The 13,889-nt window shown below is 63.8% G+C and carries 11 protein-coding genes; 5 read left to right on the top strand and 6 right to left on the bottom strand.

What is annotated here, in order from left to right; all coding sequences use genetic code 11:
* Positions 1-95 precede the first annotated feature (95 nt).
* Positions 96-464 (bottom strand): ArsR/SmtB family transcription factor, encoded by a 369-nt coding sequence (locus ILFOPFJJ_RS20435; RefSeq protein WP_173512381.1) that lies wholly within the window; start codon positions 462-464, stop codon positions 96-98.
* A 139-nt stretch (positions 465-603) separates the two neighbouring features.
* On the opposite strand from ILFOPFJJ_RS20435, the gene ILFOPFJJ_RS20430 reads away from it, so the two are divergent.
* The 5 genes from ILFOPFJJ_RS20430 to hutU all read left to right on the top strand — a co-directional run bounded on the left by ILFOPFJJ_RS20430 (position 604) and on the right by hutU (position 7,500).
* Complete coding sequence (locus tag ILFOPFJJ_RS20430) at positions 604-1,788, top strand: MFS transporter (protein WP_173512380.1); 1,185 nt, start codon at positions 604-606, stop codon at positions 1,786-1,788.
* Between the two features lie 445 nt (positions 1,789-2,233).
* Positions 2,234-3,475, top strand: coding sequence for an imidazolonepropionase (gene hutI, locus ILFOPFJJ_RS20425; protein WP_173512379.1), 1,242 nt, complete (start codon positions 2,234-2,236; stop codon positions 3,473-3,475).
* Positions 3,472-5,007, top strand: a complete 1,536-nt coding sequence (gene hutH / locus ILFOPFJJ_RS20420; protein WP_173512378.1) for a histidine ammonia-lyase — start codon at positions 3,472-3,474, stop codon at positions 5,005-5,007. Before hutI ends, hutH begins: the two co-directional genes overlap by 4 nt.
* 1 nt (position 5,008) lies before the next feature.
* Positions 5,009-5,824, top strand: a complete 816-nt coding sequence (gene hutG / locus ILFOPFJJ_RS20415) for an N-formylglutamate deformylase (protein WP_173512377.1) — start codon at positions 5,009-5,011, stop codon at positions 5,822-5,824.
* A gap of 2 nt (positions 5,825-5,826) precedes the next feature.
* Positions 5,827-7,500: a urocanate hydratase gene (gene hutU, locus ILFOPFJJ_RS20410; protein WP_173512513.1), complete on the top strand. Its 1,674-nt coding sequence runs from the start codon at positions 5,827-5,829 to the stop codon at positions 7,498-7,500.
* Between the two features lie 39 nt (positions 7,501-7,539).
* Here hutU and ILFOPFJJ_RS20405 read toward each other — a convergent pair whose 3' ends face one another.
* From ILFOPFJJ_RS20405 to ILFOPFJJ_RS20385, 5 genes are all read right to left on the bottom strand, one after another.
* Positions 7,540-8,757 carry an MFS transporter gene (locus tag ILFOPFJJ_RS20405; protein ID WP_173512376.1) on the bottom strand — a complete coding sequence of 406 codons (1,218 nt, stop codon included), beginning with the start codon at positions 8,755-8,757 and terminating at the stop codon, positions 7,540-7,542.
* 77 nt (positions 8,758-8,834) lie between these two features.
* Positions 8,835-10,268, bottom strand: coding sequence for a M81 family metallopeptidase (locus tag ILFOPFJJ_RS20400; protein ID WP_173512375.1), 1,434 nt, complete (start codon positions 10,266-10,268; stop codon positions 8,835-8,837).
* A 10-nt stretch (positions 10,269-10,278) separates the two neighbouring features.
* Positions 10,279-12,198, bottom strand: coding sequence for a beta-N-acetylhexosaminidase (locus ILFOPFJJ_RS20395; RefSeq protein WP_173512374.1), 1,920 nt, complete (start codon positions 12,196-12,198; stop codon positions 10,279-10,281).
* 24 nt (positions 12,199-12,222) lie between these two features.
* Positions 12,223-13,050 carry an SDR family oxidoreductase gene (locus ILFOPFJJ_RS20390; RefSeq protein WP_173512373.1) on the bottom strand — a complete coding sequence of 276 codons (828 nt, stop codon included), beginning with the start codon at positions 13,048-13,050 and terminating at the stop codon, positions 12,223-12,225.
* Positions 13,019-13,882, bottom strand: a complete 864-nt coding sequence (locus ILFOPFJJ_RS20385; RefSeq protein WP_173512372.1) for a MurR/RpiR family transcriptional regulator — start codon at positions 13,880-13,882, stop codon at positions 13,019-13,021. The genes ILFOPFJJ_RS20390 and ILFOPFJJ_RS20385 overlap by 32 nt, the downstream gene beginning before the upstream one ends.
* Between the last annotated feature and the right edge of the window lie 7 nt (positions 13,883-13,889).

Genomic DNA, 13,889 nt, shown 5'->3' with positions numbered 1-13,889 from the left:
GCCTCTTCGCTCCGTCTGTCGGCCGGAAACGCCACCTGCTCCCGAACATCCGCGGGACCGCGCCGCCGAGATCAATGCCTCTGCGGAAATGGCCGTCACGGATCGCGTTGCGCCAGCGCCTCCTCTGCGGCTTCTTCGATCTTCTTCACCATGGGGAGATCCGCCGCGGCTGCGATGATAGAATCGAGCAGGCCGGGGAAGCGGCTATCGAGCTCGTCTCTCCGCAGCGTGATCAACCGGCTGGTGCCGGAGACCTCGGTGCGGGTGATCCCCGCCTCGCGCAGCTTGGCCAGATGGTAGCTGATATTGGTCTTGGACCCGAAATTCGTGAAGTTCAGGCACATCGTCGGCTGCCCCTCGCGGCGGGCGAGATAGCCCACAATCGCCAGCCGTGTTGGGTCGCCCAGAGCGGCGAGCACGTTGGACAGAGTGATCTGATCGGCATTGGGATGGGGTAAGGTCATGGCTCGAAAGTAGCTGGCTGGTATCCTGGTTCGATGCGGCTTGCCCGCCGCTTACGGAGGGCTAGTAGTGCGAGTGCATATTGACATCGCAATCGATCAAGTTCAATAGTTCAATAAGTTTTGAACAAAGGATCCCTCCATGGACAAGCGCCTTATCTGGCTCGCTGTCGGCTCCTTCACCATGAGCACGGTCGGCTTCGTCTTTTCGAGCCTTTTGCCGTCGATTGCGGCGGACACGCACACGACCGTTCCGCATGCGGGTCACCTGATCACCGTGTTTTCGCTTTCCTATGCCATCGGCGCGCCGCTGCTTTCGGCGCTGGCCGGGGCAACTGACAGGCGGCGGCTGCTGGTGGCTGCAATGCTCGCCTTCGTGCTGGGCAACGGCATCGCCGCGACAAGCGTCTCCTTCACCACCCTCCTGCTTGCGCAGATCGTGATGGGAATGGCGAGTGGGCTGTTTGCTGCCACCGCCCAGGCGACAGCAGTTTCCCTGGCCGGGCCGGAGCACCGCGCGCTGGCGATCTCGATCGTGGTGGGCGGCACGACATTCGCGGTGGCGCTGGGTGCGCCTCTTGGCGCGCTGATCGCCACTGTCTGGGGCTGGCGCGGCACGTTCGGTGCCGTGGCACTGCTCGGATCCGCCTGCGCCATTGTGCTTTGGCTGCGCCTGCCGCGGGGCCTCAGCGGAACCAAGCTGACGCTTTCCGAGCGCCTTGCTGCCATTGGCCGTCCGGGCGTGGCATCGTCGCTGATGGTGACGTTTCTCTATCTCACCGGCGCCTTCGTGATCATCTCCTACCTCGCGCCGCTGGCGATCGACGGTGCGGGGCTTTCACCAATGTCGCTGCCTGGCTTGCTGCTCGCCTTCGGCGTCGGCGCAGTGATCGGTAATCTTTCCAGCGGCTATCTGGCCGACCAGATCGGCGCGACGCGCATGGTTGTGCTTTCGCTGATATCCGCGCTTATCGTGTCGCTGGTGATCGCCTTCGGACTGCATTTCCTCGCGCCCAACCTGGCCGGCCTGCTGCTCATCGGCATCATGTTGCCTTGGGGCATCATCGGCTGGGCATTCCCGCCGGCGCAGGCGAGCCGCATCGTCGGCTTCGCACCGGACGTGGCGCATCTGACGCTGTCGCTCAATGCCTCGGCGATCTATCTCGGCATTGCCGGCGGCACCGCGATCGGTGGGCGGGTGCTGGAAAACCTAGCTGCAGCCGACCTCGGCTTCTTTGCAGCGCTGTTTCCGGTCGCCGCGCTCGCCGTGCTTTATGTTGGGCTGCGCTCCTACCGGCGGCGTTTCGCCGCTACCCCGGCGGAATAGACCAGGAAAAGTTGCAGCGGTTTTCCGTCCGGTAATTGCGCAATTCGATGCTGGGTTCAACCCGGCATGAAGCTGGTGCCCAGAGCACGCGGGTGTCCGAGTCGAGCCGAACCGCTCGTCTCGGACACCGTGCTTTCGGACGCATAGGCGAAGGCGAGGAATCGAAGCGGGCGGAACCCGCTCGCTTCCCGGCTCGATGCCGCAGCGGGGGCGCGGCCGATCACGCTGCTCGGATTGCAGCACACAGCCTCACCGGTGACGCATCGCCCACCAACCGACGGCCGCTACCTCTGGCGCCTGCACGGAAACCTCCTCCTTGCGGCCGATCACGCTATGTTTCCAAGCTTCCGGCAGAACCAGCACTTTCGTGTGGTGACGCCGTGATTTTTCGCTTGTCACCCTGATATTATGTATATACATTATGGCAAACGAAGGGCGGTGACCAATGGACGGAAACGCGAATTCGGGCAGAACCAGCCTCTGGCGCAACGCGCGCCTCGCCACGCTTCGCGAGGATCTGGGGCCGCTCGGCACCATCGAGAACGGCGCGGTGGCCACACGTGGCGACCGGATCATGTATGCCGGCTCCGAGAATGATCTGCCCGCGGACCTCTCCCGGGCCGATCAAGTCTTCAATTGCGAAGGCCGCTGGATGACACCGGCGCCCATCGACTGCCACACCCATATCGTCCATGGCGGCAACCGCGCGCGTGAGTTCCAGATGCGGCTCGAAGGCGCCACCTACGAGGACATCGCGCGCGCCGGCGGCGGCATTGCCTCGACGGTGAAGGCGACCAATGCCCTGTCGGTCGAAGAGCTGGTAGAAGCCGCGCTTCCGAGGCTCGATGCCCTGCTGGCGGAGGGCGTCGCGACGGTCGAGGTGAAGTCCGGCTACGGGCTGAATATCGACGCCGAACTCAAGATGCTGCGGGCGGCGCGCCGACTGCAAACGTTGCGCCCCGTGCGCATCGTCACAAGCTATCTCGCCGCCCACGCGACACCGCCCGAATACAAGGGCCGCAACGGTGACTACATCAGCGATGTCGTGCTGCCCGGCCTGCAGCGTGCACATTCCGAGGGCCTTGTCGACGCGGTTGACGGCTTCTGCGAGGGCATCGCCTTTTCCCCCGCCGAGATCGGCCGGGTGTTCGACGCCGCTAAGGCACTTGGCCTGCCGGTCAAGCTTCACGCCGAGCAGCTTTCGAATCTTGGCGGAGCGGAGCTCGCCGCCTCCTATGGCGCGCTGTCGGCCGATCATCTCGAATATCTCGACGCAGACGGCGCGGCCATCATGGCAAAGGCCGGAACGGTTGCCGTTCTTCTCCCCGGCGCCTTCTACACACTCCGGGAAAAGCAACTGCCGCCGGTCGAAGCGTTGCGCGCCGCCGGCACGCGCATCGCCATTGCGACGGACAGCAACCCAGGCACTTCTCCGCTGACCTCGGTGCTTCTCACCATGAACATGTCGGCGACGCTCTTCCGCCTGACCGTCGACGAATGCCTCGCGGGTGTCACACGTGAAGCCGCACGCGCGCTCGGGATCCTCGACAAGACCGGCACGATCGAAGTCGGCAAGTCCGCGGACCTCGCGATCTGGAACATCGATGAGCCTGCCGAGCTTATCTATCGGATAGGCTTCAATCCGCTGCATCAGCGCATCTTTAAAGGCGAAAGAATCGGCCAATGACTATCGTACTTAAGCCAGGCTCCGTTCCGCTCAAGGATCTGGAGACGATCTACTGGACCCGGGAACCGGCACGCCTCGATCCCGCCTTCGACGCCGCCATTGCCAAGGCTGCCGCTCGCATCGCCGAAATCGCCGCCGGCAATGCGCCGGTTTACGGCATCAACACCGGCTTCGGCAAACTTGCCTCGATCAAGATCGACAGTGCCGACGTGGAAAGGCTGCAACGCAACCTCATCCTGTCGCATTGCTGCGGCGTTGGTGCGCCTCTGCCGGATAACATCGTCCGGCTGATCATGGCGCTGAAGCTCGTTTCGCTCGGCCGCGGCGCTTCGGGCGTTCGCCTTGAACTTGTCCGCCTGATCGAGGCGATGCAGGAACGGGGCGTAATCCCGCTGATCCCGGAAAAGGGTTCGGTGGGCGCATCGGGCGACCTTGCGCCACTTGCGCACATGGCAGCCGTGATGATGGGCCACGGAGAAGCGTTCTTCGATGGTGAGCGCATGCCGGGCGGAGCCGCGCTTGAAAAGGCCGGACTTTCGCCCGTGACGCTCGCCGCGAAGGAAGGCCTCGCCCTGATCAACGGCACACAGGCGTCCACCGCCCTGGCGCTCGCCGGGCTCTTCCGTGCCCATCGCGCCGCGCAGGCGGCGCTCATCACCGGGGCGCTTTCGACCGATGCCGCAATGGGATCGTCCGCACCCTTCCATCCCGATATCCACACGCTGCGCGGCCATCGAGGCCAGATCGACACCGCTGCGGCTCTTCGCCAATTGCTCGAGGGATCCGAGATCCGGCAGAGCCATATCGAGGGCGATGAACGGGTGCAGGATCCCTACTGCATCCGTTGCCAGCCGCAGGTCGATGGCGCTTGCCTCGATCTCCTGCGTTCGGTTGCCGCGACGCTCACGGCCGAGGCAAACGCCGTCACCGACAACCCGCTGGTGCTTTCCGACAACTCCGTCGTCTCCGGCGGCAATTTCCACGCCGAACCGGTGGCTTTCGCCGCCGACCAGATCGCGCTCGCGGTCTGCGAGATCGGCGCGATCGCGCAGCGCCGCATCGCACTTCTCGTCGATCCGACGCTCAGCTACGGTCTGCCGGCATTCCTGGCCAAGAAGCCCGGGCTCAATTCGGGCCTGATGATCGCTGAGGTTACGTCCGCCGCACTGATGTCGGAGAACAAGCAACTCTCGCATCCGGCTTCAGTCGATTCGACGCCGACATCCGCCAACCAGGAAGACCATGTATCGATGGCCTGCCACGGCGCACGCCGCCTGCTGCAGATGACCGACAACCTGTTCTCGATCATCGGCATCGAGGCCCTGACGGCCGTCCAAGGTATAGAATTCCGGGCACCTCTGACGACCAGCCCCGAGCTTTCGAAGGCCGTGGCTGCCGTGCGCAGCGTGTCACCGACGATCGAAGAGGACCGCTATATGGCCGACGACCTAAGGGCGGCCGGCGAGTTGGTCGCGTCCGGCACTCTCAATGCTGCCGTCTCCGCCGGCATCCTCCCGAAACTGGATGTCTGACATGGCGGTTTTCGAAATCCGGCAAGGCACATCACCCGTGATCCTTGGCTTTCCCCATACGGGCACCGACGTGCCCGCAGAGATCTGGGCGCGGCTGAACGACAACGGCCGCATCCTCGCCGATACAGACTGGCATATTCACGAGCTCTACGAAGGGCTTCTGCCGGATGCCACCACTGTGCGCGCGACCTTCCATCGCTACGTCATCGACGCCAATCGCGACCCGGAAGGCGTAAGCCTCTATCCCGGCCAGAACACAACCGGCCTCGTGCCGGAGACCGACTTCGACGGCGTATCGATCTGGAATGAGGGTCAGGCACCGACAGAGGCCGACATTGCGACGCGACTTCGCGATTTCCATGCTCCCTATCATGCGGCGCTCGCCGCCGAGATCGAGCGCGTGAAGGCGATCCATGGCGTGGCGGTGCTCTTCGACTGCCACTCGATCCGCTCGCATATTCCGTTCCTCTTCGAAGGCAAGCTGCCCGACTTCAACATCGGCACGGACATGGGCAAGACCTGCGCCGCCGAAATAGAAAGGGCAACGGCAGAAATCGCTGCGTCGGCAGAGGGTTACACCCACATCTTGAACGGCCGCTTCAAGGGCGGCTGGACCACCCGTCACTATGGCCGGCCGGAAATCTGCGTGCATGCGATCCAGATGGAACTCGCGCAGTCCACACATCTGGCAACGGAAGCGCCGCCCTTCTCGCTGGATTCCGGAAAGGCCGAACGGCTTCGCAGCCATCTCAAAACCATTCTGAAACGCATCGAAGCAACAGCATTCGACCTCAAACTGACAGGGAGCGAGGCATGAACATGAGCAATCCGCGCCACAATATTCGCGAGGTCCGCAGCCCGCGCGGGACCGAGATCAGCGCCAAGAGCTGGCTGACGGAGGCACCGCTCCGCATGCTGATGAACAACCTCGATCCGGATGTTGCCGAGAACCCGCACGAACTCGTCGTCTATGGCGGCATCGGCCGGGCGGCCCGCACCTGGGCGGACTTCGACCGGATCGTCGCCACGCTCAAGGATCTCAACGAAGACGAAACGCTGCTCGTCCAGTCCGGCAAGCCGGTCGGTGTCTTCCGCACCCACAAGGACGCCCCCCGCGTGCTGATCGCCAATTCCAACCTCGTGCCGCGCTGGGCGACCTGGGACCACTTCAACGAGCTCGATCGGAAGGGTCTCGCCATGTACGGCCAGATGACCGCCGGCTCCTGGATTTATATCGGCACCCAGGGCATCGTCCAGGGGACCTATGAGACCTTTGCTGAAGCCGGCCGCCAGCACTATGGCGGAAACCTGAAAGGCAAGTGGGTGCTGACCGGTGGTCTCGGCGGCATGGGCGGCGCGCAACCGCTCGCCGCTGTCATGGCTGGCGCCTGCTGCCTTGCCGTCGAATGTAATCCGGACTCGATCGATTTCCGCCTGCGCACCCGCTATCTCGATGCCAAGGCCGAGACGCTGGACGAGGCCATGGAGATGATCGATCACTGGACCAAGGCAGGCGAAGCGAAATCCGTCGGCCTGCTCGGCAATACGGCGGAAATCCTCCCGGAAATGGTCCGCCGTGGCATTCGGCCGGACATGGTCACCGACCAGACCTCCGCCCACGATCCGGTCAACGGCTACCTGCCAAAGGGCTGGACGATGGGCCAGTGGAAGGAAAAGCGTGTCAACGACCCGAAGGCCGTCGAAAAGGCGGCACGCGCATCGATGCGCGAGCACGTAGAGGCGATGATCGCCTTCCAGAACATGGGCGTCCCCACCTTCGACTACGGCAACAACATTCGCCAGATGGCCAAGGAAGAAGGGCTCGAAAACGCCTTTGCCTTCCCGGGCTTCGTGCCGGCCTATATCCGCCCGCTCTTCTGCCGCGGCATCGGCCCGTTCCGTTGGGCGGCACTGTCGGGCGACCCGGAGGACATCCGCAAGACCGACGCCAAGGTGAAAGAACTGCTGCCGGACAACAAGGACCTCCACAACTGGCTGGACATGGCCAGGGAGCGCATCGCCTACCAGGGCCTGCCGGCACGCATCTGCTGGGTTGGCCTCGGCGACCGTCACCGCCTCGGCCTTGCCTTCAATGAAATGGTTCGCAATGGCGAGCTGAGTGCTCCGATCGTCATCGGCCGCGACCATCTCGATTCCGGCTCCGTCGCTTCGCCGAACCGCGAGACCGAAGCGATGAAGGACGGTTCCGATGCCGTTTCCGACTGGCCGCTCCTGAACGCGCTCTTGAACACGGCCTCCGGCGCGACCTGGGTCTCGCTCCACCACGGTGGCGGCGTCGGCATGGGCTTCTCGCAGCATTCGGGCGTCGTCATCTGCTGCGACGGCAGCGAGGACGCCGACCGTCGCATCGAGCGCGTATTGTGGAACGACCCGGCGACCGGCGTCATGCGCCATGCCGATGCCGGCTACGACATTGCGCTCGACTGCGCCAAGGAGAAGGGCCTGCGCCTGCCCGGCATTCTCGGGAACTGACGAAAGACGCGGGAGGCCGTCCCGGTCTCCCGCTATCCTTTACTGCGAGATGGAAACCGTCCTGCGGCGGGCGCCGTCGAGTAACAACAGCAAGGCGCAGCCTGCAATCCCCGCAGCCGCACCAAGCAGTGCTGTTCCGGAATAATCGCTGATGCGGGTGCCGAGCGCGAAAAGCGCCGCACTGAGCGCTCCACCCAGAAAGATGTTCACCGCAATCAACGAGCTTCCGAGCCCCGGACGGTCGGCAATCAGGTCTTGCAGGTAGGTGATCGGGATGCTGATCAGCGCTGCCGCACCGAAGCCGCTGATGAGCGTCAACGCATAAATATGCCAAGGCCGGGATGAAAAGCCGAGCAGCGCCATATAGACGACGTAGATTGCCGTTCCAAGCGCAAGTGCGTCGATATGGTTGAGGCGATACTGGATCCGTCCCCAGACCAGAATGAAGATCACCTCCAGCAGCGCCACGACACCGACGACGATGCCGATATCGGTGGCCGAGCCGCCGGCAGCACCGGTGACGATCAACGGCAGCACCGCCGCGTTGACATGCAGCGTCGAGCAGATAAGCGCCATGGCGGCAAGCCGGGCAAGAACACGCGGCGAAAGAATTTCGGCGAAGGACGCCAGATAGGAAAGCCGCTTGCTCAGGACAGGATCGCCCCCGCGCTGAGCCGGCAGCAGGAAGAACACCAGCAGCAGATTGGCGATACAGCCGAGGCTCGCCAGCAGATAGGCGGGCAGCATGCTGCCCCGCGCCGACAGCACGAAGCCGACCAATCCCGGAACCAGAACCCACGAGAGCGATATGGCCGCCCTCACACCGGAATTGACCGCTGCCGCATCCTTTCCGCCGATGCCGTTCGCGGCGGTGCGGACATTGGCGAACAGGAGCGAGTTGAGTGCGCCGTAGATCGGCAGCAGCAGCAATGTGGCAACGACGAAACTCGACTTCGTCGGCAGGGCGTAGACCAGGCCGTAGCCGACCGCGCCAGAGAGGATGACCGCCAACATCAGCGTCCGGTAGTTACCGACGCGATCGGCAACGATGCCGACGGTGACGCTGACGGTGACATTGACCAGCGCCGCAACGAAAATCAGCGCCGAATAGAAACCGTCGCTCAAGCCAAGCTCGGTGATCCCGACCACTGACTGATAGGGCGAGGTCGCTGCACCCGAGAAGCCGAAAAGAAAGATGGCAAGCACACTCGCCCGGATGACCGGGTTGCGCATGGCAAAGAGCAACGAGGAAGACATGGTTCAATCCGCGAGTGCGAAGTCTTGTGAGGGGGACCGCCAGACGGGCGGTCGTTGCGGGGAAGGCTGGCTTTGAATCAGGTCCAACGAGCCGAGAAGCGCGCCCTTGGCTCGAAATTGAAACCGCGGTCGAACGGGAAGACCGGCCGCTGGCGGCGTACGCTCGTGAGATTCGCGATGTCCTGATTGACGACGCCGTCCGTCAGCGCCATCAGGTTGGGATTGGCAATCGGCGCAAGCTCCGGCGAAAGATAGCCGGACTTGACGACGAGTAGGCGCACGGTGCTCGGATCGAGACCGAGGCGGCGGAAGTCATCAATGTTGTGGTATGGACGCCGGCGCGCCGATATCACCACTTCGATCTGGCCAACACGGATGACTGCCTGGCGCTCGGAAAGCGGTCCCGGATCGTCCAACCGCACGACCGTGGCCGTGACCTCCGCCACGGGGCTCGACGGGTCGAGGCTGCCGCCGAGCCTCAAAGCCAGCGTCGCGCCTTCGCCGGCCGCGAAACAGGCGTCTACAGCCGGCCGGTCGGCGATACCGGCGATCAGCGCATTCTGCCAATCGCGCGCGAGAAGAGATCGCAGCACATCGGCTCGGTCGCCCACGCCGCCTCCGGTGGGGTTGTCCCCGGAATCGGCGAGAATCACGGGCCTCGTTGCCGTCTCCTCGGCAATGTCGAGCATCGCTTCGAGCGGCCCCGTGACCGGACCGAAGCGGAAATTCTCCCGCTCGTTCCAGTAGTTTGCGGCGATTTCCTCGACCGCCTTCGAGGCGACCTCCTTGTCTGATCCGGTCACCACGGCGCAAGCGGTCGCCCGCGGCTCGTCCGCCCAGACATAGCCCACCATCAGGTTGGCATCGAGAATGCCGGGGCGCGCATCGAAGTCCGGCAGACGCCGGTAAAGGCTCCTGGCAGGTTCATCCTCCGTGGACGTGCATTCGCCCGGCAGCAGCAGCGGCACGGCCGCCCAGGCGACGCCGGGACGCGTTCCCGTCCGCAGCGCCTCCACCAGCATCGACCAGGCCCGGATCATCGTCTCGCGCGTATCGATGTGCGGCGCGGTGCGGTAGCCGGCAAAAATGTCGATCTGGTCGATGATCCGTTGGCTGACATTGCCGTGGAGATCGTAGCTCGTTGCGATCTGGCAATCGGGGCCGACGACTGCGCGGGCAGCCGAAATCCAGTCGCCCTCGGCGTCGTCCATACCGTCCACCTTGATCGCCCCGTGCATCGCAAGATAGAGGCCGTCGAGCGGCAGCGCAGCGCAAAGCCGCTCCAGGAATTCCGTCTTGAAGGCATCGTAAGCCGGACCCGACACCGGCCCGCCGGGCAGGGCGCGCGCATGGAGAAGCGGAATGTGCTCAAAGCCGTCAGCCGCGAGAAAGTCGAAATACTCAGCCTTCAGGAGCTCCTCGCCCCTCAGCACCCGAAAGTCCTCGACCATCATCAAGACAGGCGAATAGGTGCTGCACTCCGTATGGATTCCACCGACGGCGATCCGCATGGCTTCAAACTCACAAAATCGGGCTCAGAGGGGCGATCGCGGCAAAACGCAGCCAGTCCTTTTGCGACTTCGGCGTCCAGGCCGCTTCTGCGATGGCGGACAAACGGGGGAAGACGAGGCGGTTGAAATAGCCGCGCGAGAGGAAATGCTCCGACCAGATGCAGGCCTGCACGCCCTTCATGCGGTGCTTCAGTTCCTCCGGGAATTCGCCTTCCGCCTCATAGGCATAGGTGTGCGCCGGCGTTGCCGTGCCGGCCCAGCTCGCGCCCGGCTCCTGGAAGGCTTCGGCCTGTGCCATGTCGAGGTAGTAGGCCTGCCCCGGCGTCATCACGACGTCGTAGCCTTCGCGCGCCAGTTCTATCCCGACCTTGGGGTTCTCCCAGGCCATCAGGAGCGTGCCTTCCGTGCCGACGCCACCGCCATGGGCGACCTCGTTCCAGCCGACGAGCTTGCGGTCGCGCGCCGTCAGCATCTGCTTCACTTTTTTGAGGAAGTAGGACTGCAGCGCGAAGGTGCCGGAAATGCCTTCCCGTTCCATGAGCTTGCGCGCCAGCGGCGAGGCAAGCCATGAACCATTGGCCACCTCGTCGCCTCCGACGTGGATATATTGGCTCGGGAAGAGCGCGACCATTTCGTCGAAAACCCTCTCGAGGAATTCGTAGGTGAGCGGAATCGCCGGATTCAGTGCGTTGTTGGGGTAGCCCTGGACCGAATGATAGCTTTCCGGGGCCTCCTGTCCATCGGAGAGCTCCGGCAGGGCGACGAGCGCGGCCGTGCTATGGCCGGGAATGTCGATCTCCGGGACGACCTCGACATTGAGCGCGCCGGCATGGGCGACGATCGCCCTCACCTCGTCCTGGCTGTAGAAACCGCCGACCGGTTCGGCACCGTTGCCGAGTTGCGGCAGCATCGGCTCGTCCGGGCCGCGAAGCACACCGAGCGTCGTCAGCGTCGGATAGGCCTTGATCTCCAGCCGCCAGGCTTCGTCATCCGTCAGATGCCAGTGGAAGATGTTGAGCTTGAACCATGCAAGGATATCGATGAGCCGCATGACGTCGGCGGTCGGATAGAACTGGCGGGAGACGTCGAGATGGCAGCCGCGCCAGCCGTAGCGGGGCCGGTCGGAAATCGTACCCGACACGGGAAAGCGGAACTTGCCCCCCTCCCTGCGCGGCCCATCAAGTAACTGCGCGAGCGTCGTCAGACCATATTGCCGGCCGGCAGCTGCCCCGTATTCGAGGCGGATCTCCCGCTCGGAGAAGGCCAGCGTGTAGCCCTCGGGACCGAGATCGGGCCTCGCGGCGAAGACGATCGCGCGACCCTGTGGGGATGAGGCGAGCGTGAAGGGCGCGTGACCTCCTTGGAACAGACGATGAAAGAGCGCCAGCACCGTGTCGACTGCCCTGATCTCATCCTTGCTGCTCCCGGATGCCGGATAAAGAATAACCGGAAATCCCTCGCCCGGCACGGCGTCGATCCTCGCCGGCCAAGGCTGCAAGGCGAAGGGCAGGTCGAGCTTGCCTTCCGGCAGGCGTTGCGGCGGCGGTTCGCTGGCCGCCCCTTCCAGCAGCAGGTCGGAAACGGCCACCGGCACATGCCGGCCGTCGGAAAGCGTCAGATAGGCCGATTTTGCGCCATCCGTGCAGTGTTTCGCCTGCCGGTGCAGCCCGCTGATCGTAAAGGTCCAGCTTTCGCCCGCGCCGAGGACAAATCCCTTTGGCGGTGCGAATTCGTGGAAATTGGCATTGCGGCGCAGAAAGACGGCGTTCTCGCAAGCGGCAGAATCGATGACGCGGGTCAGCGATGTGTAGACGAGGCGAAAGTCGCTGAGAGGGTCATCGGAGAGATTGACGAGGGTGAAGGTGAAGCGTCCGAACGGGCCGCCATCCGGCTGCCAGGCAGATTCAAGGCGATAAGAAACCGACTGCATGAGCGTTCTCCCGAAATGGCTTTGTCAATAATGGTTGGATTGCGAAAACGTGCGTGCGATCTCCGCCTGGCCTGCGGTGAGGCCGCAGTCGACCGGCAGGCAGACGCCGGATATGGCGTTGGCTAAGGGGCCCGCCAGGAACTGGACGGCATTGGCGACATCCTCCGGATTGACGATGCGCTGCAGCGGATACCAGCGCTTCGCCTCTTCGAAGACCTGCGGGTTGGCGGCTGCGCGTGCTTCCCAGGCTTGGGTGCGCACGGTGCCAGGCGCCACCGCATTGGCGCGGATATCGAATTTACCGTATTCGACCGCGATCAGCCGGGTCAGATGCAGGAGACCCGCCTTGGCAGCGCTATAGGCCGGGTGGCCGAAGACATTCATGCCGTTGACGGATGCGATGTTGACGACCGATCCTCGGCTTTCCTTCAGCATGTCCTCGACAGCCCGGAAGCAAAGGAAGGCCGCCTCGAGGTTGAGCGCATTGTCCATGCGCCAGATCTCCGGCGTCGTGTCGTGCAGGCTGACGGCGCGCGCCGCACCGGCATTGTTGACGAGCGTGCGCACCGCCCCGAGCGATGCCGCGGTTGCCGCCATCGAGGCGACACTCGCGGCATCCGTGACATCACAGGCGATGGCTGCGAAACGGTCCTGCGCGCCGAGGTCGCGCGCGACCTTCTCCGCAGCATCGCTGTCGATATCCGCGAGCACGACCACCTCATGATCATCGGCCAGCCGACCGGCGATCGCACGGCCGATGTCACCGGCCGCTCCGGTGACGATCGCTACGGATTTCTTGGTGCGGGAATCGTTCGGCACATCAGTCTCCGAGAAGCTGGCGATCGTCGCCATCCCTGTGCACGACCAGTTGCTGTTTGATCCGCCTCAGCGTCGTCGTCGCCTGCGGTTGGACGCGGTAGGCGACGAGACTGGCGATGATATCAAGCAGGGCTAGGTAGGCGATGCGCGTGGATGTCGGGCGATAGATGTTGTTGCCTTCCGGCAGGTCGACCGGCACGGCGATGTCGGCCGCGAGCGCAACGGGACTGCCGCTCTGGGTCAGCGCGATCGTCGGAACCTTGGCTTCGCGGGCGAGCGTGAAGGCACGCACGAGCTCCGCATTGCGTCCCGAGAAGGAAGAGCCTATCAGCACGTCGGTCGGCCTGGCCGCGGCCGCCATCATCAACTGCATGCTGTGATCGGAACTCGAGGTGATGCGCAGGCCGAGGCGAAAGAGGCGGTTCTGCAATTCGCTGGCGATCATCGACGAATTGCCGCCTGAACCGAAGGCGTAAATCATTTCCGCACTGGCAAGCCGCTCGGCGGTCTCTTCGATCGCGGCGAGATCGAGCGAGCGATGCAGAAGGAAGAGTGCGTTCTGCGCCTTGGTAATGATGTCCTGCGCGACGTCGGCCGGTTCCTGGCTCTTCGGCTCGGGCTTCAGATACCGCATGCCGATATAGGCCGTACGTGCCAGTTGCACTTTGAAGTCCGAAAAGCTCTCGCAGCCGAGCCGCCGGCAAAAGCGGGTAACAGTTGGCGGCGACACGTCGGCCTTACCCGCAAGCTCGATGATCGAGGCGTTCACGGCAAATTCGAAATCATTGAGCAGGATATCGGCAATGCGGGTCTCCGACTGGGATAGCCGCCCCTTCTCCTCCTGCAATGTCGCGAAAATATCCATCGAACGC

It is taken from the genome of Sinorhizobium psoraleae, assembly GCF_013283645.1.
GTDB lineage: Bacteria > Pseudomonadota > Alphaproteobacteria > Rhizobiales > Rhizobiaceae > Sinorhizobium > Sinorhizobium psoraleae.
The sequence above is the reverse complement of the archived record's forward strand: the minus strand, read 5'-3'. Positions and strand labels throughout refer to the sequence as shown.